The 22,753-nt window shown below is 59.1% G+C and carries 16 protein-coding genes; 4 read left to right on the forward strand and 12 right to left on the reverse strand.

The window, feature by feature from the left end:
• Positions 1-54: 54 nt before the first annotated feature.
• The 4 genes from flgA (at position 55) to ACLH0I_RS22300 (ending at position 2,660) form a co-directional block, all read left to right on the forward strand.
• Complete coding sequence (flgA, locus tag ACLH0I_RS22285; protein ID WP_250963481.1) at positions 55-819, forward strand: flagellar basal body P-ring formation chaperone FlgA; 765 nt, start codon at positions 55-57, stop codon at positions 817-819.
• A 172-nt stretch (positions 820-991) separates the two neighbouring features.
• A complete protein-coding gene (gene flgM, locus ACLH0I_RS22290; RefSeq protein ID WP_186707049.1) occupies positions 992-1,306 on the forward strand; it encodes a flagellar biosynthesis anti-sigma factor FlgM in 315 nt (104 codons plus the stop codon).
• Positions 1,307-1,353: 47 nt separating this feature from the next.
• A complete protein-coding gene (locus ACLH0I_RS22295; protein WP_250963480.1) occupies positions 1,354-1,821 on the forward strand; it encodes a flagella synthesis protein FlgN in 468 nt (155 codons plus the stop codon).
• A 92-nt stretch (positions 1,822-1,913) separates the two neighbouring features.
• On the forward strand, positions 1,914-2,660 hold the full coding sequence (locus ACLH0I_RS22300; protein ID WP_186707051.1) for a flagellar brake protein: 747 nt from the start codon (positions 1,914-1,916) through the stop codon (positions 2,658-2,660).
• Positions 2,661-2,721: 61 nt separating this feature from the next.
• On the opposite strand, the gene ACLH0I_RS22305 is transcribed toward ACLH0I_RS22300, so the two are convergent.
• The 12 genes from ACLH0I_RS22305 to ACLH0I_RS22360 form a co-directional block, all read right to left on the reverse strand.
• Complete coding sequence (locus ACLH0I_RS22305; RefSeq protein ID WP_411385403.1) at positions 2,722-4,077, reverse strand: MFS transporter; 1,356 nt, start codon at positions 4,075-4,077, stop codon at positions 2,722-2,724.
• A 70-nt stretch (positions 4,078-4,147) separates the two neighbouring features.
• A complete protein-coding gene (locus tag ACLH0I_RS22310) occupies positions 4,148-5,389 on the reverse strand; it encodes a glutamine synthetase family protein (RefSeq protein ID WP_411387548.1) in 1,242 nt (413 codons plus the stop codon).
• A 328-nt stretch (positions 5,390-5,717) separates the two neighbouring features.
• The gene (locus ACLH0I_RS22315) at positions 5,718-6,410 is read right to left on the reverse strand and encodes a sensor histidine kinase (RefSeq protein WP_060741029.1); all 693 of its coding nucleotides are present in this window, start codon (positions 6,408-6,410) and stop codon (positions 5,718-5,720) included.
• Positions 6,403-8,010 carry a tetratricopeptide repeat-containing response regulator gene (locus tag ACLH0I_RS22320; RefSeq protein WP_186707053.1) on the reverse strand — a complete coding sequence of 536 codons (1,608 nt, stop codon included), beginning with the start codon at positions 8,008-8,010 and terminating at the stop codon, positions 6,403-6,405. The genes ACLH0I_RS22315 and ACLH0I_RS22320 overlap by 8 nt, the downstream gene beginning before the upstream one ends.
• A gap of 916 nt (positions 8,011-8,926) precedes the next feature.
• A complete protein-coding gene (locus ACLH0I_RS22325) occupies positions 8,927-9,796 on the reverse strand; it encodes a hypothetical protein (protein ID WP_411385404.1) in 870 nt (289 codons plus the stop codon).
• Positions 9,797-9,848: 52 nt separating this feature from the next.
• Complete coding sequence (locus ACLH0I_RS22330) at positions 9,849-10,463, reverse strand: GAD-like domain-containing protein (protein ID WP_411385405.1); 615 nt, start codon at positions 10,461-10,463, stop codon at positions 9,849-9,851.
• 51 nt (positions 10,464-10,514) lie between these two features.
• Entirely contained in the window at positions 10,515-11,582 is a 1,068-nt protein-coding gene (locus ACLH0I_RS22335) for a hypothetical protein (RefSeq protein ID WP_411385406.1), read from the reverse strand.
• Positions 11,583-11,592: 10 nt separating this feature from the next.
• Positions 11,593-12,144: a DUF6990 domain-containing protein gene (locus ACLH0I_RS22340; RefSeq protein WP_411385407.1), complete on the reverse strand. Its 552-nt coding sequence runs from the start codon at positions 12,142-12,144 to the stop codon at positions 11,593-11,595.
• A 162-nt stretch (positions 12,145-12,306) separates the two neighbouring features.
• Complete coding sequence (locus ACLH0I_RS22345) at positions 12,307-12,639, reverse strand: hypothetical protein (protein ID WP_250963472.1); 333 nt, start codon at positions 12,637-12,639, stop codon at positions 12,307-12,309.
• Between the two features lie 70 nt (positions 12,640-12,709).
• Positions 12,710-12,889, reverse strand: coding sequence for a hypothetical protein (locus ACLH0I_RS22350; RefSeq protein WP_411385408.1), 180 nt, complete (start codon positions 12,887-12,889; stop codon positions 12,710-12,712).
• Positions 12,890-13,183: 294 nt separating this feature from the next.
• Positions 13,184-13,513 carry a hypothetical protein gene (locus ACLH0I_RS22355; RefSeq protein ID WP_250963470.1) on the reverse strand — a complete coding sequence of 110 codons (330 nt, stop codon included), beginning with the start codon at positions 13,511-13,513 and terminating at the stop codon, positions 13,184-13,186.
• The gene (locus ACLH0I_RS22360; RefSeq protein ID WP_411385409.1) at positions 13,513-22,734 is read right to left on the reverse strand and encodes a hemagglutinin repeat-containing protein; all 9,222 of its coding nucleotides are present in this window, start codon (positions 22,732-22,734) and stop codon (positions 13,513-13,515) included. Before ACLH0I_RS22360 ends, ACLH0I_RS22355 begins: the two co-directional genes overlap by 1 nt.
• Positions 22,735-22,753 lie beyond the last annotated feature (19 nt).

Raw genomic sequence — 22,753 nt, forward strand, 5'->3', positions numbered from 1 at the left:
TGTGTCCGACGCGCATTCATCACTAAACGGCACGGGGCTTGCTATTGAACCGGCATGAACGCACAAACGACATTTTCTCGACGCCTGACCACTCACTGCCGCCACTGGCTCGGTGCACTGTTGGCTGCCTGCCTGTTCACCTCGGGCGGTCCTGCCCTTGCGGCGGTTCCGGTTACCTTGCCTGATCTCCTTATCGGCGTCACTCAGGGCTTTCTTGAATTCACCGTAGAAGACTATCTGGCAACCAGTCAAACCGAAGGTCGTTACGAAATCGAAGTCAACCAGCTCGACCCGCGCCTGCGCATGCCCATGTGTGACAAGGAATTGACTGCTTCCCTGGAGAGCCCGGCCCGGCCCCTGGGGCGCGTCACGGTGAAGGTCCGTTGCGACAGCGCCGCGCCCTGGACGGTGTTCGTGCCCGCTCAAGTGCGCCTGTTCCGGGAAATTGTCACCACCACCCGTCCGCTCAAGCGGGCCGGGATCGTCGAGCCACAGGACGTCATGTTGCGCGAACGCGACATCAGCCAGATCACCCAGGGTTTCCTGACCTCGGTCGATCAGGCCATCGGGCAGAAACTTGTCCGACCAATGGTCGCCGACCAGGTCGTGACACTGGTGCACCTGGAGCAGGCCGAGGTGGTCCGCAAGGGCGACCAGGTGGTCATCACCGCCCGCAGCGGTTCCCTGGCCGTGCGGATGCCCGGCGAGGCCCTGTCCAATGGCGGCATGCGTGAACAGATACGAGTAAAAAACCTTAACTCCCAGCGCGTCATCAAGGCGCAGGTGATGGCCCCCGGCCAAGTGGAAGTGGCGATGTAATAACCTGGTAAAGGAGGTAGAAAGCTGGCGCTTGATCCCGGTGTTCCCTAGACTGTGCCTTATGCAAAGGCAAGCGCAGACGTGCGCACGTTCATTGAATAAATGAGCCTAAAGTTTTTTTGGGAATGGCCGAAAACATGGCAAGCGTCCAAATACCCAGAGGTTTTTTACCATGGTCATCGATTTCAATCGTTTAAACAGCTCTTCACCGCTGACAGGCACTACGCGTACCAGCGCCACCAAGGAAACCGTCGAAACCGACAAATCCGCGCCGCTGTCCACGCCAGCCGAAGTCAGCAACGGGGAGTCTGTACACCTCAGCAATGAGGCTCAGCAGTTGCAGAAGCTCACTGACAAGCTGCGCGATCAACCTGTCGTCAACAACGCCCGCGTGGCCGAGTTGAAAGCAGCCATCGCCGATGGCAGCTACAAAGTCGACAGCAACCGCGTAGCCAGCAAACTGCTCAACTTCGAAGCCCAGCGCTAGGCCGCCGCCTGCGCCAGGCTTTTGGACGCTAAGACCCAAGGCCAGCCATGCACGACACTCAATTATTGCAACTGATCATCGACGACTTCGTACCAGCGCAACAATTGCTGGAGTTATTGCAGGCCGAATCCGTGGCCCTGCACGGTCGTGACATGCCTTTGCTGGAAAACATCCTGGCGCAGAAACAGGCACTGATCATCTTGCTCGACCAGCATGGCCGCAAGCGCAGCGAGATCCTCGCCAGCCTCAACCTGCCCGCCAATCATGACGGCCTCGAGCAATTGGCCAGCCAATCGACGATCGGCGATCAGTTGCTGTCCCAGAGCAAGGTGCTCAACGACCTGCTCGCCCAATGCCAGGCGACCAACGCCCGTAACGGCCAGTCGATCCAGATGCAGCAGGCCGCCACCGCCAACCAATTGCGCATTCTCAACGGCGGCGAGATCCCGACACTGTATGACGCCAGCGGTTCGACGGCCAGAATGGTCAAGCACCGTCCGCTCAGCCAGGCATGAAACGAACTATGCCTTCGCTCTATCAACGCGCGAAACATGCTGGCAAAATGCTAGCCATTCGTAGTCGTATTTTGCCTGGAGATTGACCCACCGTGTTCAATGCCTCAAACGCGGATGATGCTCCGCAGCCACCCAAGGTCCTTACCACGCCCCTGGAAATCTCCGGCAACCTGCGGATGCTGCAAGATAGCCACGACCCGCTGATCATTACGTTCCATGAACGTACCCAGCGCTTTCAGAGTTATCTGGTCAATGTCGATCGCGAGACCAATTCCATCGCCCTGGATGAAATGATTCCCCGGGACGGCGAGCGCTTCCTACTGGCCGGCGAGCCGTTTCGCGTCGAGGGCTTCCATGACGGCGTGCGCATCGCGTGGGATGGCAAGGGCCCGCTGACCATCGATGAATCCAGCGACGGTCGCTGCTACCGCGGCGCCCTGCCCGACGAGGTGGTCTACCACCAACGTCGCAACGCCTTCCGCGCCGCCCTGAAACTGGCGCAACTGGTGAGCGTTGAACTGGGCGGCGACAAGATGAAGTCCCCCGTAGAAGGCAAGCTGCTGGACATTTCCGCCACCGGTTGCAAGTTGCGTTTCGACGGCGATATCACCGAGCGACTGCAATTGGGCCAAGTGTACGAGCGCTTCGTCGCAGCCCTGCCGTTTGGCAACATGACCGCCCCCGTCGAGCTGCGCTACCTGCACTTCGAAGAACGATTCAACACTACGTTCGCCGGCGTACGCTTCCACAACATCAGCGGCCTGGTGCAACGGCAAGTCGAGCGGTTCGTCTACCAGCTCCAGCGCGAAGCCCGCCGCTTCGACAAAGACGACCTCTGATCCTCAAGGCATGAAAAACGGGCAGTCCCTTGCGGTGACTGCCCGTTTTTTTATGCCTGTTTCAAGGCCTGGCCTGGGTAAAACTGGGCCCCTCGGGCTCCTCGGTTTCCGCAGCGGCTTCGGCGGCTGGCTCAGGCTCCGCGTCCGGATTGGGCGATGTCTGCATCTGCTCCTGAACGACCTGCTCGTCGACCCTTGGATCAAGGCACGCCACCAAGGGCGAGCTGGTCATGTTGTCCGGCATGGCCACATGGTGCAGCGGTGCATCATCGACCTGATGCAGATTGGTGACCGCTTTCGGCCGAATCCGCCACACGAGCACCAACGCAAACAAAGCGAAGAAGCCATACAGCATCTGGCTGCCGTACAGCTTCATCAGCACGCCGGCCACCAATGGGCCGATACTGGCGCCCACGCCGTAGGTCACTAACAGCATCGCCGTGAGCGACACCCGGCGATCGCCCTCGACATGGTCGTTGGAAAACGCCACCGCCAGCGGGTACAGGCAAAACTGCACCAACGAACAGCAGAACCCCGCGACGAACAATATTTCCAGCGGCACCTTCGACAAGATGGCCAGCGGCAACGCACACACCGCCAGGGCCAGAGCGAAGCAGCGGATCAACAGTGCCCGGTCATAACGATCCGATAGCCAGCCCAGCGGCCACTGCACCAACAGGCCGGCAAAGATGCAGCTACCCATGAACAGGCCGACCTGTTCGGTGCTCAGGCCCTGCTGGGAGGCGTAGAGCGGCGCCAGACCGTAGAAGGAACCGACGATCAGCCCCGAGCCCAACACCGTGGTCAAAGACTGTGGCACGCGTTTTATAAAGAAACGCGGCTCCATCGGTGCCGGATGCAGCGGTGCCGGGTGAATCCGCCGGGTCAGCGCCACCGGCACCAGGCACAGGGCGAAACACAGCGCCACCAGCATCAGCAGTTCCAGGCCCAGGGCCGGGTGCATGACCAGGATCAACTGCCCCAGCACCAACCCCAGGTACGAGGCGATCATGTAGCCGCTGAACACCACACCGCGCTGCTTGGCGTCGGCCTGTTCGTTGAGCCAACTCTCGATGACCATGTACTGGCACATCATGCCGAGGCCAACGATCATCCGCAGCACGATCCAGGCCGGCAGCCAGTTCACCAGACCATGGCCCAGCACCGCCGCCCCGACGATCCCGGCACAGGCCGAGTAGGCGCGAATGTGCCCGACGCGGGCGATCAGCCGGTGACCGATCTTGCCGCCCAGCACTAGGCCGAAATAGTTGGCGGCCATCAGCGCACCGACCCAGAGGCTGTCCACATGGTCGGCGGCCAGGCGCAAGGCCAGGTAAGTACTCAAGAGGCCCGAGCCGATCAACATCATCAGCGAGGCGAAATAAAGCGCTCGAAAAGGTTTCCAGATTTGGCGCATCGGCGTTCCGAGCGGCTCCTTGAGGTAAGTAAAGGCTATCCGTTGAAGATAGCCCGAATGCGACGGTTCGTTAGGCCTGGGCCGCGAGGACACGCCGCTCCCAGGGCGTGATTTCGTCAAAGAAACTGGTTAGCTCCAGGGTCTTGGAGGCGATGTAGCCTTCGATGAACTCCGCTCCGAACAGTTCCTTCGCCAGATGACTACGCTTCAGACGCTCCAGGGCGGCATGCAAGGTACATGGCAGCGACAGATTATCCGGTACTTCGAATTCGCCCTGGATCGCCGCGCTCGGCTCCAGGCGATGTTCGATCCCGTACAGCCCGGCGGCCAGGCTGGCGGCAATCGCCAGGTAGGGGTTGGCATCGGCCCCGGGCAAGCGGTTCTCGACCCGTCGGGCCACCGGCGAACTGGCGGGAATCCGCAACCCGGCCGAACGGTTGTCATGGGACCAACACGCATTGTTCGGCGAAGCGAACGGATTGCACAGGCGTTGGTAGGAATTCACGTTCGGCGCGAACAACGCGGTGAAGTCCGCCAGGCACGCCTGTTGCCCGCCGATGAAATGCCGGAACGTGGCCGTCGGTTCGCCCGCGTCGTCGCTGAACACGTTGCGGCCGCTGGCCGCCTCGACGACGCTCTGGTGGATATGCATCGAGCTGCCCGGCGTGTGGGCCAGGGGCTTGGCCATGCAGACCACGGTCAGGCCGTGCTTGAGGGCGACTTCCTTGAGCAGGTGCTTGAACAGGAAGGTCTGGTCCGCCAGCAACAAAGGGTCGCCGTGCAGCAGATTGATCTCGAACTGGCTCACGCCCATTTCGTGCATGAAGGTGTCGCGAGGCAAGCCGAGCGCCGCCATGCAGGCATAGACTTCGCTGAAGAACGGGCGCAGGCCATTGTTGGAACTGATGCTGAACGCCGATTGGCCGTCTTCGCGCCGTCCATCCAGGCCCATCGGCGGCTGGAACGGCTGGGTCGGGTCCGGGTTGGGGGCGAATACGAAGAACTCCAGCTCGGTCGCCACCACCGGCGCCAGGCCAAGGGCCGCATAACGCGCGACAACTGCCTTGAGCTGGCCGCGTGTCGAGAGCCGGGAGCTTTCACCGGTCAGTTCGTCGGCGTCGCAGATCGCCAGGGCACGGGGCTGTTGGCTCCAGGGCAGGCGGTGGATCTGTTTCGGATCGGCCACCAGCGCCAGGTCGCCGTCGTCGCTGCCGTAGAAACGCGACGGCGGATAACCGCCCATGATGCATTGCAGCAGCACGCCCCGCGCCAACTGCAACCGCCGGCCTTCGAGGAACCCCTCGGCGGTCATCACCTTGCCCCGCGGCACGCCATTCAAATCCGGCGTGACACATTCAATCTCATCAATGCCCGTCAGTCGCTGCGCGAGTGAACGCTGGCCATCGGTCGTCATGACGCAATCCTTGTTATGTGCGAGCCGCGAACGGCAACCCGTACAAAATAGGCTCCGGCTGTTCGGAATATCAAGCACCCGGAGGCAATTAAAATCTTATGCAATACGAGTGTGGGAGCGAGCTTGCTCGCGATGGCGTCAGCTCAGCCAATATTGAGTCGGCTGATACATCGCTATCGCGAGCAAGCTCGCTCCCACAGGGGATTTGTATTGTCAGGACGATTATTCAGGGCAGATAAAGCCGGAACACCCCACCGCCCAACACACCGCCATTGGCAATCTCGGTCCGCCCGCTCACGCCGCCGCGCTGGTGCAACCCGGCGATCCGCGCGGCGAAATACAGGCCCAGCCCGGTGCTGCCGCTGCTGTGGTTGATGCCCTGCACATACTCGGCCTGACGCTCGATCATCTCTGGCGGGTAACCCTCGCCGTCGTCGTTGATGGTCAGCACCAGTTGCCCGGCTTCATCACTCACACTGATCAACAATGCCTGGCGCGCATGGCGAATGGCGTTGTTGATGCAGTTGTCGAGCACCGAGGCGACCAACTCGCGGTCGAAAAAACCCAGCGGGCTGAGCGGATCGACGTCGTAGGTGGCCATGATCCCACGGCTGCGAAACACATCCTGATGGCCGGCCAGTTGCGCCTCGATGAAGTCATCCAGCTCATGGTAGGCCGGGTGCAGTGGCAACTGGTTGACGCCGAGCTTGTACAACCCCAGCAACTGCACCATGAGACCGTTGAGATGGGCGAACTCGAACTCGATGACGCCCTGCTCCGAGGTCTGTCGCTCGGATTCGGGCAAGCGCTCGAGCCATTGCCCATGCGCCTGCATGAGCAAGGTCAGGGAGTTTTTCATGTCATGCACGGTCGACGCGATCACCGTGGAAAAATCGAGTGCCTGTTCGCTGTCATTCATCGCCAAATGCCTTGCTTCGCAGTTTTTGATAGCGCGCAAAACGCGCATCGGTATCGGGCATCATGCCCACCAGTTTCAGGCAGGCACGGCACTCCTGCAGCAGTTCCGACTCCACAGTGGTGTCGGTGCCATGCAGCAGCGATTGCGCCATGTTCAGGGCAATACTGATGTTCTTCGGTTGCATCTTCAGGGCGCGGCGGAACAGCTCTCGCGCCTCCGGCAATGCACCAGTCTTGTAGACCCGCACGCCCTCGCGATTCAACTCGGCGGCGGCATTGCCCTGGTTGAGGATGTTCGGGTCGTCGGTGAGCTTGGCGATGCCTTGCATCACCGTCGGGTCATCACCGTAGATCTCCGCGCAGTTCTTGAGCATCGACTCGCCGGCGCTGGTCTGGCCGAGCATTTGCAACTGCTTGGCCACCAGCAACGCGGCCTCGGCGCTCATGAACTGCTCCATGCCATCGAGGCGCTGCAAGGCCTGTTCGGTGAGCTTTTCGGCGGTTTCGGCATCGTTGAGCAACAGGCTCGTGGCCTTCATCAACCGCGCCCGGACCTGCAATCCGGGGTCGTTGAGGTTCTCCTTCGCCACGGCGCTGAGGGTCGTGTTGATCTCCAGCCGCGTCCGGGTGTCGAGGCCTTTTTCGCTGCCCTTGCTGATCAGCGCATGGGCCAGGCCGAGGTTGCTTTCCGGGTCCTTGAAGCGCGACTGCGCGCCCTGCCCCACCGCTTGGCGATAGGCCCGGGACGCCGTGTCGAAGTCTTCGTTGGTCATCGCCAGCTTGCCCAGCAACGATTGGCGGCGCACCGCCAGCGGCGACAGGCGCACTGCCTCTTCCAGCACGTGCTGCGCCTGCTTGGTGTCGCCTTCGGCCATCAACACTTCGGCCATGCCGTCGTACAACGCCGGCATCATCGGAAAGACTTTCAGGGCTTTTTCATAAACGGCCTTGGCCTGCGTCACCTGGCCGCGCTTGAACATCAACTTGCCCAACCCCGCGTAAGCCCAGGGCAACGGGCGATCGGCGATGATCGAGTTGTACAGCCGCTCCAGAGCCTCGTTCTGATTCAGGTCGCGCAACGCATCGGCGCGATAACGCAGGCACAACGGCCCGTAGCGCGGGTCCTGCTTGCACAGGGCGATGCAGGCATTGAGCACTTCCATCGGCTTGCCACGGTCGAGGGCTTGCAGGATCGGCTTGAGCAGGGTCTTGCGCTGCTCGAGCCGCTCCAGCCGCTGGGCCAGGCCAGAGCGGTTGAATGGCTTGGTCAGGTACGCATCCGGCTCGTGCTCCAGGGCACTGAGCACCATCGCCTGACTGGTCTCGGCGGTCACCATGAGGAAGACACTTTCATGACTGATCAACTTCTCGACCATCAGGTCTTCCAGCACCTGCTGGCCATTCTTGCGCCCGTCGCCCAGGTGATAGTCCTGCAGGATGAAGTCATAGCGCTTCTGCGAGCACATGCGCAGCGCCACTTCACCGGTGTCGGCGGTGTCCACGTCCTTGACGCCCAGCTCACGCAGCATGGAGCGGATCGAACTGCGGAAATCCGAGAAATCATCGACGATCAAAAAGCTTTTTTGGTGGTACGCCAGCATCGAGGATGTCCAGGCAAGTAAAAAAATAACCCAATGGCATAACAACGAAACGCCGTGTCACAACCCCGAGGCGCGCAGATGATAGTCACCAGCCAGCAACGTTCAAGGGATTTCAGCACCCGCTTGGCCTGGCTGTGTCGTGACGCACATTGCGAGCCGAAACGCAGGAAACAACCGGGCTCATCAGGTTATCGGCAGGCGATGGCGTTCCGTTAAGAGGAAGGTGTGGGAGAAACCGAGCGCAGACGACCTCCAACCGTAGAACCATGGCAAACAAAGAATCTGTGGCGAGGGGATTTATCCCCGCTGGGTCGCGAAGCGGCCCCAGTAAGCAGACACCCGAGCGTACTGATACAACGCGAGCACAAACTCAGGGGGCTGCTCCGCAGCCCAGCGGGGATAAATCCCCTCGCCACGATAAATCCCCTCGCCACAGCGGATGATGTAAGGCCCTCCCCCCTCGGCTCAGTCCTATTCTTTACAACCACCGTAGCAGGCGATTCAGCCTCTTGCCTCGCCGGGTGCCTACTGGCTCTCGCGAATCAGCAAATAACTTTGCCTTCGCCATTCACTCCCTCGAATAGCATTCCTGTGAGCCCCGCTCGCTCCAGCCGAAGCTTCACCTCCTCGCTAACGATCAATGCAATACAGTCCTGGCTTTTTCGCTCAGGATCGGCACAGAGGCATAACCAGCCAAGGAAAAATCCAGACTCACACCCTACTTACGAACCTCAAGGGCGTAGGTACACGGCTCCATGTACTCAGAAGGGGGGTCGATGAAGAGCCAGTTGTTGCAATGTTTGATATCGCCCAGATACCAGCGCTCAGGAAACCGCACGTCTTCTCGCAATAAGTAATAATTCATTTCAGCTCACCGCATGTCATTGCTTAACTGAAAAAAGGGTCGCGCCTGCGTCTAAAGCCCGAAGAAACGCTCGTAGGCCGCCTCCACCCGAACAGCAAGCTGATCAGGAACGGTGACCAGATTTTCTAGCGCAGCTGTCTTTGCGGACAACAACGGACTCGACACCGCTGGAGCAGTCAAACCCAGTTGCTGTCGGACCTGGAAAATCGCGTGGATCTCTAAAGGCAACAGATCGAAAGGCGCATGCTTGAACTCAGGATCCCAGGCCCCACCGTTGTCTTCAGCGTTGGATAAGTGATATCGACAAAGCGCTTCCAACGCATCAGCTAGCCCTTGCTCATTTGTCCATTCGTCTATCACGTTTTGATAAATGCCCAGATCCATCGACTTGATGTCCGGAAGCGCAGCACCTTGCGAATAGACTGAATAAAGCCAGAGCATGAAAGGTTCAAATCGACGCCGTTCAAGATAGCTCGAATCGACGGCGCCTTTGACGGACAACATTCCGGCAAGCACATCGGCCACGGATGCAGCCAGATCACGACGATCAACCGCTATCAACCCGGCCAGCAAGCACCCCGCAATGCTCAACTGGTTAGTCAGATTGGGGACGGTTTGGATGCCTTGAAGAAAACTCGTTTTGGAGAAAGCCTTGGCCTTGAGCATCAGCGCCCAATAACGGTACATCATCGAGCGCGAGACCTGCTCCCAGCCAGAAGCCTCTCCATCACTGATCGCAACTTCGCCCCGAATGCCGCAATAAGTCGCCAGCATTCCCAACGAGTCAGCCACATTGTCCAATCCGTTTAATGAGTCGCTGGCAAGGTCCTCATCAATAAAATCAAGCTCTTGAGCCATCAGGCCTTCCGACTGTGACAGCCAGCGCCGGTGCTGATGAAGCCGGACGTTGATTGCATCCATTTCGATATACTCCTTTACGCCAGTACAACGTCGTTCCGCTTACCGTGCTCACTCAGGAACGCATCTGTCGAAGGTTCGTTAAGTGAACCTCCAAATTGCACTTAACCAACTGATCCAGCGAAGCCGTCCCTCCAACAAACAATGCCGGCTCAAAGCCGTAGATCTCACTCTCGTCAAGTGTCCCTAACTTATCTAGCGCTCGATCAAATAAAAAATCACCTCGACCATCCTCCAGATCATAACGTTCCTTATCAGACATAGCGAAAAATGTCTGGATGGCTAGATCCGGATTTTTATTAGGTACTTTCAACTTATTCATCAACGCGACGATAGATCCCGTCGAGCATGAAACAACAATTTTCTGATTGTATTTCTCGCCCCAAGCATACAACGCTCCAAAAGCACTCCGGGCAATAACGTGGTAATTATCTATTTGCGGAAGTTCAGTATCGGCTAACCACGTATCGAGCAGGTGTTTGTAATCGTCCGGATCCACCGTCCAGAAAAGTCCATTGGCATACCCACACCAACCTTCTTTCTGCCAATAGGTGAGCAACGCGTCCGGCAGTACCCCCCTATATTTCGCAACCTGGGAATCAAGCACCGGTCGATGTGATGTAGCCTCACCCATTACACCAATGAAGCACTCAAAATCTTCGTCTCGCACCCTGTGCCTCCCGTAACTCAACGCCAAATTTTATTTACTGGCCTGGCCGCCTTATTCCTGGTTAGCCACTAAGAAGCCGCTTTCGGTGAGAGCACACCTTCCGCCAGCCCCCCAGAATTTAAAATAGGACGCCAAATCAATATCAAATTTAAACAACGGCTGCCCAATATACCAAGCGAGATAGTAGTCCGCAGCCAATCCATAGAACGCCTCAAACAGCGCATAAGTCTGCTCGGTATCAGAAACTCTGCTCTCCCTGATTGCATCCCCAATTTCATCAAACAACCAATAATGAGGAATATCTTGCTGAAGCCAGTGATCTATATCGTGACCATCAACAAAAAGCACCTGGGCACTTTCACAAATTTTTAGAACCTCGGAATCACCGAGCACCCCGCACACTCTTTCTTGCTCCTTGAACCACTCCCAGCCTAGCTGAATTAATTCGTCCTTTCCAACTTTAAGTCTTGGCAAGAGATACAGAGACTTCTCTATATCTCCAGAGGCTAGAACGCGCTCCGTTCTATCAGCCAACTCTTCCGAAAACGGAAAATAGCTGAATATCCGTCGAAGCTCCTCGGAACCACTTTGCGCTTTCAACAATCCCAAAAAGTGAGATTTATCGAAGACCGCCCTGCCTTCACAGAAGGCACACCAGTCGGACAATAAAGACTTCATACCTACTTCCCTCCAGCTTTTGGTAGAGGCAGCAGTAAACCAGGATCTATTTTCCACCTGCTTTGAAGTACACCCCTTAAACGCCTCAATCACTTTTGGCAACTGCTCATTCACAACAAGCTTATAATCAATAGCCTTGTTTGATACTTTAAATCCAAAACGCAAGTGCTCGTCATAGGAGGCCCTATCCTCATATATGTATCTATCACAACGATACGCATAGTCCCCCACAAACCGAAGCCCTCTGATAGGAAGCTTAACAGTATAGGTAGCAATCAACCCGTCGCCACAACTCGGGGTGGACGGTAGCTCAAGACCTGCGAATCCTAAAAGAGCACCAATCCGAGACATCCTATCCATGACTTCAGCATGCCGCTGATCTATAGATAAAGCTCTGTCAGGACGCGCATAAAACCATAGTTCTATATCTGCTGCATTCATGGAGTTTTGATTATTTACTTTCTTTAGCTATCATAAGTGCCCGCTCGATCATTTCGGAAGTAATGTAAGGCACAAATCCGAGCCTGTCGCCTTTCTCAAAACTTTTTTTATATTCTTCTAAGCGCCCAGTATCACCTGTTATTGCTAGAGCCGCCAAATGTCGGATAGGCATTGCACCTTTAGCTTCAGTTGGCAGCCTCCTATAAACCGCCAGCCCTTCGTCAATACTCTGAGAGCGAGCCCAAGAGATAGCCTTCTCAGACAGCCTAATAACATCATCACTAGAAAAACTGAACAGTTTTTCCGGAGCTTCATTTCTAACTATAACCGGAGCATTACCACCGCCATCGCCCAATATGATAGAAACAGCCTCCGAAAACTCTTTGGATGAGATGGAGGCAATAAGCGAAACCCGAAAATGGTCCGAGCGCTTACCCACAGATGGGATAATCTGCAGTTGGACTCCTCCGACATCAGTGACACAAAAATAATCACCAACTTCATCCTTGCTACAAACCCAGCCCTGCTCGCTCAAGATCAATACAACATTTTCCCTTCCCATTACCTCGCCTCAGAAAACTTCATAAAACAGAGGAAAGATTTATTTAGAAACCAAATCAACACCACCACTTCTCTTTGCCTAAACAACAAATCTCTTTTTTCTATTGTGACCTCCGCCCCATTCCCCAAAAAGACTTAGGACTCACAACTTTCCACCCCCCATTCATTGCGAATATATAAATTCAACCCCGATTTTTCCTTCAACCAAGTCAATCGTTACTTCGCAACCATTCCAAACAGACATACCTGCCGTTAGCTTATTCTCAAAATACCAATGTCGGAGCTCCACCAACAGCTTCAGCATATCCGTATTTGCACGCCCTCCAGCGGCAAACCAGGACACATTACCTTGTTCATCTACGAAATCATATTCATACTCGCAGCTGTCCAATTCCGGCGCCAACTGTGCGCGCATCACAACCTTACACGCCCCCTTTGGAGCGACATCGAATAAAATCGCACCAATATCATTGTAAATATCATTGTCGCCACGCACCGAACACCTCTTGGCGAATCATTAAATAAACTTCTTCAGGACAACCACCAAGCAAAAAAAGGGGACAAATTCATTTAAGCACCGAGCCATTAAATAAATCCCTCCCCTTTCCCGCTTTTCCCAGATATGCCCGCGAGACCAGCCCCAAGATCGGCTTGATCTGCTCATTCATTTCCACAAAGGCTTCATAGGACATGTCCGGGTCATCATTGAGAACCCAATAAACCCCATCCATCAGCCGAACCGCCATACGATACTTTCCTTGCAGTCATGCAATGACTTCATCCGGGCCATAGCCTAGAGCACGCTGACAAAGGGCGGAGTTAAAGGCATGTCGTAAGGCTCAAAACCTCGACGGACGGCAACACCATACAATGCATACTCGTCACCATCCGGATATTCCCAATGGGGTACATAGCCAATTACCTTATAGACCTTGAAAATCTCATCATGAAAAAAGGGGGAGTTTATTTAAGAACAGAGCAATTAGATACCCACCGTTTCCTACAACGCAACATTTTCACCCCCTACCTCCGCAAAAAACTTAACCATCATAACTGTAGTTAATACTAATTTTCATTTTCTCTACATCCAAAGTAACTGCACACGAAGACCAAGGTTTCCCATTTTGGCACAACCCATTTTCAACATAGTAGCGCCGGAGCTCAACCAACAACTCTGTCAAATCTCCCACAGCTCTGCTGTCTGGATCAAACCAGCTTGAGCGGTTTGTTTTATCGAAATAATCAAACTCATAACTTCCTCCATCGCCCTCGGCAAAAAGCCTAGCTCTAACAACTATTTTTTGAGCCCCCGAAGGACCAGCATCCAATAAAAGCTGGCCAATTTTTTGATACAGCCCCTGCTCGCTCATCAGTTTCCACCTTTAGGTGCATTTTTAAAATCAACAATCACAGGACGTCCACCATCAATCGAGTATCTAACATTGAATCTATCCGGCCTGAGGCCAGCATCTGTATAGACAGGCTCGATTTTCACGCTGACGCTCTTACCCTCCTTGAGTGCGGAAGCCCATGCATTCTCCATCACCTTCCACTCACCTTTGTTTAGATTCCCATTCATGGGAAGCAAATTTAACTTTTCACCAGGGCCGTTAAAAATGCTTGCAATTAGATGCCCCCCTTCATCACCAGCAACTCCGCACTTTCCAGCGACACACTGCTGGTATGTATTCCTGTCATTTTTCACAAGCGAAAGCTCAGATTCAACCTTTTCAACGCGACCCAAACTATCGGTTTGATAAATCTTGTTGCCATCCACTTTATAAATTGTATTGGGCTCAGGTTTATTCAGCTCTTTGGACCACGCCCCCTTACCACCAGAGTTAATTTCTACTTCGCGTAGCACTTTACTAGGTTTTTTTATCCCAGCACTATAGTCCCCAGGATTCTCAACAACCTTCCCATTAACGGTCGTCGTGCCAGGACCATACCCCCCCTCAAGCTTCTTGCTATACGCCCCCTCCACGCTGCTCCAGTTCATCGGCTTACCGGCCGACACTTCAGCTTTGGCAATGTTGGCCATATCGGCCATTTTTTCAAGCTCTTTGGCCCCTACCTTGATCCCGGCTTTCGCCAGCGCCACGCCGCCCTTGGCCGCCGTGCCCACGCCCGTGGCGATGGTGCCGACTTGCCAGACCAGTTCGCCAATATCCTGGCCCAGTTGCACGGCACGTTCGTCGCCGCCGTGTTCCAGGGCGTCTTCGATACGTGCGATTTTGGCTTTGGCGTCACCGACCATTTCATCGCCTAATCTCTGGCGCGCCTCGGGATCGTCGATCAAGGCTTTGATACCTTTGATCCCTTCAACCGGATTGAGGAGGAATTGCGCCAAGCCTTCGACATCGCTCCAACCCGCCTGCGCCAAACCTTTGCCCACGCCGAAGCGGGTCAGGACGTCTTGTTTCTTGTGGATGTACGCCCACTTGGCGATCACCTGCGCTTTGGCCCCGAGACCGTCAGCCGCGCTGTACTCCTTCTCCGCCTGAACCCACTGCTGAGTCGCCAGCCAGTTGTTGTCTACCGCAGCGCCCGCCGCACTGTTGGCGGTAGCCGGGTCGAGCGAGGAGCTGGTGGCGGCCAACCCGGTGACAATGCTGACGATCAGGTTGCGCTTGGCCTCACGCTGGGCTTCGCTTTCATCGGGGCTGGCTTCGGAGAACAGGCCGGTGAGCAGGCTCGACGCCGCCGCGCCTGCGGCACCGCTGCCACAGCTCTGGCTGCTGGCGGCGGCACCCGCACAGGCGACGATGCCGTGCAGGGCGGCGTGCAGTGGCGAGCCTTCGGTGAGTTTGCCGTCCGCCACCAGGTCGCCGATGTAGCCGGCGCCCTGCTGTTGCAGGTAGTTGACCACCAACCCTTGGACGAACGCACTGTTGCCGCCACTGATATTGCCGCTGGCCGCGCCCACCAGGGCGGTGGTGATCTGCCGGTAGGTGCCGCCCGCGCCCCACTTGTCGGCAATGCCGCTGGCTTCGGCATTCAGGCGCTGAGCGCTGCCGAGCAGCGCCAAGCGTTCACTGTCGGTGAGTTGGGCGTTGGGGTCCAGGGCCGCTGCCTGCGCTTTCTCGGCCTGTTTGCGCTTGAGGTCGACTTCCTTGGCCTTGTTGGCGAGCAAGGTGCTGGCTTCGTTGGAGAACGCCCCGACGATCTCGAAACCGGCACGGATTTCGTCTTCGTCGAAGATCGGCTTGAGGGTGTTGGTGGTGTCGCGATCGCTGGAGACATCGCGGTTGAGGCTGGCGACGGTTTGCTCGCCATTCTGGCCGGTGCGTTTCTGTTGCTCGGCGTCGTTGCTGATGACGATGGTGCCGCCACTGATGCCGCTGCGGGTGACGCTGCTGGCGTCGTCGCTGGCACTGATGGCGATCGGCATGGTGGCGCTGAGGTCGTTGTCGTTCTTCGGCAGGTCGGTGCCCGGGGTTTGCGTGCCGCCGCTGGTGGCGTTGCCTTGCTGGTCTTTGCCGACTTCGCGATAGCCGCCACCGACGCTGACGGTGCTGGCGTCGTACTCGGCCTTGTTCTTGATGTCGCGGCTGGTGAGGCTGGCGGTGACCAGGCGATTCTTGCCGTCCTGCACAGCCTTGTCGCTGCTGGCGATGACCGCGCCGACCAGGTCGGTGTTGCCCCCCACGCGAATGTCAAAGCCGTCGTCCCCGGCCTTGATGCCCGATTGCTCGGTCACGCTGGCGTAGTTGGAATCGATATCCGTGGCACCGAAGCTGCCGCTGACGCCGTTGACCGAACTCATGCCGTAGCAGAACGGCGGAATGCACAGGCTAATGCCAACGCCCAGGCTCTTCTCGTCGACCACGTAGGTGTTGGTGTCTTGCAGGCTTTCGATATTCAGGTCGCCACCGATATCGGCCAATACCTGCTTGCCGCTGGCCACCGCGCCCTTGAGGTTGGTGTCACCGCCCGAGGACAGCAGCAACTGGTTGCCCGCCTGGACATGGGTGTTGGTGTGGGTGAGCCCATCGCCATCCGCCTGGCCGCGAGTGCCGGATGCCCCCAGGTCCAAGGTGAAACCGTTGCGAGCACCGAGGGAGAAGCCGATGCCGATGCTCGCGCTGCTGCCTTTGCTGTCGGTTTCCTGTTTGTCGATATTGCGGGCGGCGAGCAGGTTGATGTCGCCGTCCGCCAGCAGGCTGGCGTTGCGGCCGGCCTTGATATCGCTGCCTTGTACGGTGATGTTGCTCGCGGCACCCGCGCCCGTGGCGCGCAGGCGAACGTCGTTGCCGGCGGTCATGGTCGAGCCGGCCGCGCTGTCGCTGGTGTACGTGGTGGTGCTTTCGTTCTTCTTGGTGCCCAGGGACAGGCTGATGTTGATCCCGCCCGCCGCGCCCGGGTCCATCGCCACGGCGGTGGCGGCATTGTTGGTCGCCAGTACCGCGGTGGCGGCGGCCAGGGCTTTCATGCGCCCGTCGTCGGTTTTCTCCGATGCCCGTTTCATTTGCTGGGACGTCTGGATCGCGCTGATCACCGGGTTGGTCACGGTGAGGGTGAACCCGGTCTGCTTGAACAGGGTTTCACGTTCGCGCTCGCGGGTGTTGCGCGCCTCGACGACGTCGATGGTCTGCGCCGTGACGTCGATGTTGCCTTGTGGCGCCGACACCTGGCTGCCCACTTGACGATAGCCCTTGCCCGCTTCGATCAGCACATCACCGGTGGTCGAGCCGACCGTGCTCGCCACGGCCGTGTGCTCGGTGGTGAGGTCCTTGACGCTCTGTTGCTGGGTCCCCATGGTCACGGCGATGCCGCCGCCGCTGAACAGGCCGCTTTTCTTCACGGACTTGTCATGGCGTTCGCTGCTGCTGGCGGTGTCGGCTTCGATGTTGACGTTGTTGTCCGCCACCAGCACCGTCTGGGTCGTGGACACCACGTTGCTACCCTTCAGGTTGATGTCGCGACCGGCCTGCACATAGGTCTGCTCGCCGCTGAGGGTGGAGCCTTCGACCGAGGTCTGGCTGATGGTGTCGCGGGTGGTGGTGGTCTTGCTGGAAAACATCCCGTTGCTGCCCTTGACCTTGTGGGCTTCATCGGCGAACTGGTAGTTCTGGCCGGCGGTCAGGTTGACGTCGCGCTTGGCCTCGGCAAACACCGCCCCTTGCTCGCTGGTGACCTGGGCCGCGCGGGCGTTGAGGTCTTGGCCGGCGCTCAAGCGCACGTCGCCCTGCCCTTGGATCTGGGAGCCGACTTCGGTCTGGCTGGCATCCTTGCGCCAGTTGCTGCTGTTCCAGGCCAGCGCTTGCTCGTGGGCTTCGCCGACGGTGGCCAGGTTGATGTTCTTGCCCGCCTCCAGCAAGGTACTGCCGCCCTTGCCGGCATTGACCACCTGGGCCCCGGTGAGGTTGAGGTCGTTGCCGGCACTCACGCCCATCGTGCCTTGGGCGCCGCTGACGAACAGCCCGGCCACCCGCGACAGGTTGGTGCGGGTGCCTTGGGCGCTGCTGCTGTCCCGGCTGCTGGAGACGACGTTGATGTCCTGCCCGGCCTTGAGCGACAGGCTGTCCACGGCACCGATCAGGCCGCCAAGGTTGTTGAGGTTTTCCCGCGCGGTGAACGATGCCTTGTCGGCCTGGATGCGCCCGCCGAGGTTCTCGATGTTCTGCGCGGTGATCGCCATGACACTGCGCCCGGCCAGGCTGCCACTGTTGACCAGGTCGCCAGCGATGTTCAGGTTCAACTGCTGCCCGGCAATCAGGGCACCGGAGCCGTTGAGGTCGCCCTCCTGGACCCGTACGTACACTTGCGGCACCAGCACGTTGCGGGTGTCGCCGTTGGCCAGGGTGACCTGCTTCTGAACCAGCCAGACGATGTCACTGGTCAACTGGGCCATCTGCGCGGAGGTCAGGGCCACGCCGGGCACCAGTTGCCATTGGCTGGCGACGGTCACGGCGTTGTCGATCAGGGCACGGTACTGCGCTTCGTCATTGGCGTAGCCGTCGAGGAAACGGCGGCCGGTGAGTTGCGCGATCTGTTCACGAATCAATTTCTGCTCGTAGAAGCCGTCGCCCAGGCGTTGTTGCGTCAGTGCCGGGTCGACTTGCAGGCGCTGCAGCATGTAGTCCGATGACAGCCAGGTGCGGTAGCTGGCAAAACGCGGATCGGTTTCGATCAGGTAGCTGCTGGTGTTCTGGGGATTAGTGGTGAACAGGCTGTTGCTCGGCAATGCCAGGGAGGGCCCGCCGCTGCGGATCTGCTCGGCCACGCCCTTGCTGTTGAGGGTGGTCTGGGCCGCGACCTGAACGATGGGCGCCACTTGAAAGGTCCTGTCGACCGGAGCGCTGACCGCGCCCGTGGCGGTGATCTGTTCGCCGACGCCCTGTGTGGCGCGGGCGCTGATCTGGGTGCCGGTACCGTTGCCGGCGGCGTTCTGGGCGAACACGGTCGGTTGCAGGCTGATGTCCTGGATCAAGGGCGCAGGCGTGTAGGCCGTGACGGCTGTTCCTTGACGGTCCCGACCCTTGCGTTGGATGCGATAGAAGCTCGTTGCCGTGCCGCTGTCGGTGGTGGTGCGCTGGCCGGTCAGTTCGGTGTTGGTCAGGCTGGTAATGTTGGCCTGCAACAACCCACCGGCAATGATGCGGCTCTTGTCGTTGAGCACATCCCCTGCATTGATCTGCATCGTCCCGCCCGAGAGGATCTGCGCCGGTGCCGAGGTGGCGATCTGGGTTTCCTGGACCACGCGAGTGTAGTCGTAGCGGTTCCAGCTATCTTTGCTTCCCTCGGGCGTGTTGAGGTAATTGACCTCGTCGTGGCTCACGGAAATCTGGTTGCCCTGGTAGCGGTTCGGCGAACCGCTGAGCTGGAATTCCTGCAAGGCGGTGCGGCTGACTTCCACCTGTTGGGTGCTGAAGTGTTCGTTGGTGTTGCGCACGCTTTGCACATCGAGCGACAGGTTGCCGAGGGCCTCGATGGTCGCACTGGCGTTGGTCAACAGTTGGGCCCGGTCCTGGGCTTTGTCAGTGGCGCTCAGCGCACCGCCAATGGCGAGGTCCCCGGCACTGAAGATCATTGCCTGCTCGCGGTTGTCCAGGGTGCCGGTGCCAATGTCCAGCGACTCGCGGGCGGCGATGGTCGCGGCGACGCCATTCTCATCGCGGTTGCTCAGGGCCGAAGTGGCAATCGCCAATCGGTCGCCGTATAGACGTCCCGTGCCCAGGTTATTGAGCGACAGCGCTTGCACACGCACTTGCTGGCCGTCGATCAGGCCACGGTTGGTCAAGCTGTCGTTGACGGTCAGGCGAACCTGGCCGGCGCTGATCTCGCCGTTGGCGGCGTTGTCCAGGGTCTGCGAGTGAACCAGCAGAAGATTGCCCGCCAGCAGTTTCCCGCTGTTGTTGAAAGCCCCTTCGGTGCTCAGGTCAACCTTGCCATTGGCCTGGATCTGTCCACTCAGGTCCAGGCCACTTTGCAGGCTGAACGTCAGGTCGCCCAGGCTCAGGGCTCGGCCGCTGCCCCCGTAATAGGCGGCGTTGAGCGACAACAAGCTGCCGGCGAGCAAGGTCCCATTGAGGTTGTGCACCGCCTGGCGACGTTGCGCCGGATCGCGGTCAGTGATGGTCAGGCCGGCCCCCGAGGAAATCAGGCCGCCCTGGTTATCCAGCGCTTGGCTGACGCCGATGGACAATCCTTCGTCGGTGCGCACGGCACCGGCCTGGTTGCCGAAGGTGTCGAGCGCCAGGCTCATGGCGCGGCCTTCGAGGCCCTGATTGGCGCCTTGGGTGGCGCTGTTGTCGAGCACGTTGGCAGTCACGCCCAGGATTCCCCCACTGCGCACCAGTCCGCCCTGGTTGTTGAGCGTCTCGCCCAGCACCAACTGGACATCGCCGAGGCCCTGCAATTGACCGCCGCGGTTATCCACCCGGGCGCCTTCGACCTGTACGCTCTTCTGGCCAACGATCTGGCCGCCGCTGCCGTTGGTCAGGTCGGTGGCCTTGAGCACCAGCGCACCTTTGGCGCCGAGGAAACCGGTGCTGTTGTTGAGGTGGGCGCTGCGGATTTCCACCGCATCCTGGCCGCTGATGCCTTGGGTGGTGCCGGACTGGAGGTTGTTCAGCGCCTGGCTGCCGGTGTCGATGAACAGCTTGCCCTTGGCCTGGATCAGGCCCGCGGCGTTGCGCAATTCACCGCTGCGCAGGTCCAGGGTCGCGCCGGCATTCAGCGTGCCTTGGCTGTTGTCCATCAGCAGGCCGTGGCTATTCAGGTCCAAAGCCTGGCCACTGATCACCCCGCCCTGGTTATTCAAGCCCTGGGCCGACAGGGTGATATCGCCCAGCGCTTCAAGGCGTCCGCCGCTGTTGTTCAGCGCATCCGCCGAGACGCTGACCTTGAGCCCGGACTTCACCGAACCCAGCACGCCATTGGTGTTGTTCAACTGCCCGGCGATGATCTCCATGCGCTGGGTGGCGGCGAGCGTGCCGCCGATATTGTCCAAGCGGTCGAACGTCGCATGCAGCTCACCGCCGGCACTCACGGTGCCCTGGGTGTTATCCAGCGCCTTGCCGCTGACCTTTGTCGTACCGCTGGCGGCCAGCGTCCCGCCGCCGTTATTGACCGCTTCGTCGGCCGTGACGGTCAAGGCACCGTTGTCGGTGGCGAGGACTTTGCCGCCCTGGTTGTTCAGCGTGCCGACCTTCAGCGCCACGGCACCGGGACCGCTGACTTGCCCAGCCTGATTGTCGAAGCGTTCACGGGCGGTGACCTGTAGCGGTTGCGCGCCGGTCTGGAGAATCCGTCCACGCTGGTTGGACAACGTCGTGGTGTCGAGCGTGATCTGTTGGCCTTGGGTCAGGCCATCATCGACCACCACCTCGCCAGCCTTGACGTTCAATATGCCATTGCTGGCCAAGGTGCCTTTGCTGCCGGCCAACTGGGTGGCCTGGATATCCAGGGTGCCTTTGCCGGCGTGCTCGACCTTGCCCGTGCTGTTGTCGAACCGGTCGGCGCCAAGTTTCACATTGGTGGCATTGGAGGCAATCCGGCCGTCGCTGTTGTCGAGCGTGGCGGCGGCCTTGATCGACGTGTCGGCGGTGCCGGTCTGCACCAGCTCGCCGTCGGCATTGGAAATATCCCGCGCGCCCATCTGCAGGTTCCCCGCAGTGACCTTGGCCGTATCGGTGCGCAAGGTTTTGGCCGCTTTGGTATTCAGCACTTGGGTCGCATCGACTTGACTGCCAGTGAGGTTGGCATCGCCGGTACTGGCCGTCAGGGTCACGTTGCGGCCCAGGGTCTGGCTGCCGCTCAGGTCCAGGTCAGCCGCCTCGACGCTGACATCGCCGCCAGCCAGATTCTGGCCCTGCGCCTTGACCGTGGTGGCCCGTAGCGCGAGGTTGCCACTGCTGCCCAGCTTGCCGTCCGCGCCGACGCCCGCCGCCAGGCTCGAGGCCGTGGTGCTGCGAAGGGTCTTGGCGGTCAGCGTGGTGTTGGTCTGGCTGGCAACGGTGCCGCTGTTGTCGATGTCACCGGTGCTGTCGAGCCTCAGGTCGCCCTTGGCGTAGAGCGTGCCGCTGTTTTCAACGCTGGTGGCAGCAACCCGGGTCTCCGTTGCGCTGCTGATGGCGCCCTGGTTTTGCAACTTGCCGTCGGCGCTGATGACCACCTCGCCCGCCATGGCGCCAATCTGCCCGGCGTTGCGCACACCCACGCCGGACTCCGTGCCCACCAGCATGATCTTCCCGGCATACATGCCGCCGAGCTTGGCCACGTCGATGGCAACGGTGGGTTTTTCTCCCTCGGCGCCTGGTAGCGGCGTGGCCTGGGTGTTGTCGGCATTGACCTGATTACGTCCGGCCGTAACCTTCAAGTCGTTGGCCCACACCCCGGCGTTGACCTGTACCGAACGGGCAATCAGATCCGTATAGTCGGCCTCGCGGGCGTCCAGGCCTTTGCCTTCGATGTTGAGGGTCCCGCCCTGCACCGTGTAGCCGGTGATGCGACCGTTCTCCAACTGCGCCCGACCGGTGCTGAGGGTGGCCCGGTCAGCGTTGATGAAGCCGCAACCGTTGCAGGTGATACCCGACGGGTTGGCGATCACCACTTCGGCGCGCTGGCCGGCGACTTCGACGTAACCGCGCAATTGGCTGGGATTGCTGGAATTGACTTCGTTGAGGATGACCCGCGCGCTGCCATTGCCCAACATCGGGTTGCCTTCGATCCAACCGCCCAGTTTCGTCTGGCTATTGCCCGCACCGTTGTTGAGGATTACCCCCCGGCCATCGACGTCGAACTGGTTGTAGGTGTTGCGCGAGACACCGCCAGCGCTAGGCGCGCGGATATTCACCTGCGGCGTGCCGTTGGCGCTTTGTATCACCGTCGGTCGTTGCCCAGCCGGGGCGCCTGGGTCAGCGACGATGGTGCCAGCCCAGCTCGGCGCCACGTTCAAGGACACCAGGCCAATCGCTGTCATCAGGGCAAAGCGCAACGCTCCGAGTGTCGCCGTGCAAGCCGCTGCGCCCGCCGCCGGCCCGGAACGGGTCCCCGGCGCCTTGACCTGGCTGGTGACGTTCTCGGCCACGACCATCAGCAGTCCGCGGGCCTTGTTGAAAACGATTCGGTACAGATGCTTGTTCATAGCAATTCCATTTGCGGAG

It is taken from the genome of Pseudomonas sp. MPB03, from assembly GCF_046605385.1.
Classification (GTDB): Bacteria; Pseudomonadota; Gammaproteobacteria; order Pseudomonadales; family Pseudomonadaceae; genus Aquipseudomonas; species Aquipseudomonas zanjanensis.

What these genes read in the sequence shown, in the direction of transcription:
- flgA (WP_250963481.1), top strand. Translation starts at nt 55, where the DNA reads ATGAACGCACAAACGACATTTTCTCGACGCCTGACCACTCACTGCCGC.
- flgM (WP_186707049.1), top strand. Translation starts at nt 992, where the DNA reads ATGGTCATCGATTTCAATCGTTTAAACAGCTCTTCACCGCTGACAGGC.
- ACLH0I_RS22295 (WP_250963480.1), top strand. Translation starts at nt 1,354, where the DNA reads ATGCACGACACTCAATTATTGCAACTGATCATCGACGACTTCGTACCA.
- ACLH0I_RS22305 (WP_411385403.1), bottom strand. Translation starts at nt 4,077, where the DNA reads ATGCGCCAAATCTGGAAACCTTTTCGAGCGCTTTATTTCGCCTCGCTG.
- ACLH0I_RS22310 (WP_411387548.1), bottom strand. Translation starts at nt 5,389, where the DNA reads ATGACCGCCGAGGGGTTCCTCGAAGGCCGGCGGTTGCAGTTGGCGCGG.
- ACLH0I_RS22315 (WP_060741029.1), bottom strand. Translation starts at nt 6,410, where the DNA reads ATGAATGACAGCGAACAGGCACTCGATTTTTCCACGGTGATCGCGTCG.
- ACLH0I_RS22320 (WP_186707053.1), bottom strand. Translation starts at nt 8,010, where the DNA reads ATGCTGGCGTACCACCAAAAAAGCTTTTTGATCGTCGATGATTTCTCG.
- ACLH0I_RS22325 (WP_411385404.1), bottom strand. Translation starts at nt 9,796, where the DNA reads ATGGATGCAATCAACGTCCGGCTTCATCAGCACCGGCGCTGGCTGTCA.
- ACLH0I_RS22335 (WP_411385406.1), bottom strand. Translation starts at nt 11,582, where the DNA reads ATGAATGCAGCAGATATAGAACTATGGTTTTATGCGCGTCCTGACAGA.
- ACLH0I_RS22340 (WP_411385407.1), bottom strand. Translation starts at nt 12,144, where the DNA reads ATGGGAAGGGAAAATGTTGTATTGATCTTGAGCGAGCAGGGCTGGGTT.
- ACLH0I_RS22350 (WP_411385408.1), bottom strand. Translation starts at nt 12,889, where the DNA reads ATGGCGGTTCGGCTGATGGATGGGGTTTATTGGGTTCTCAATGATGAC.
- ACLH0I_RS22355 (WP_250963470.1), bottom strand. Translation starts at nt 13,513, where the DNA reads ATGAGCGAGCAGGGGCTGTATCAAAAAATTGGCCAGCTTTTATTGGAT.
- ACLH0I_RS22360 (WP_411385409.1), bottom strand. Translation starts at nt 22,734, where the DNA reads ATGAACAAGCATCTGTACCGAATCGTTTTCAACAAGGCCCGCGGACTG.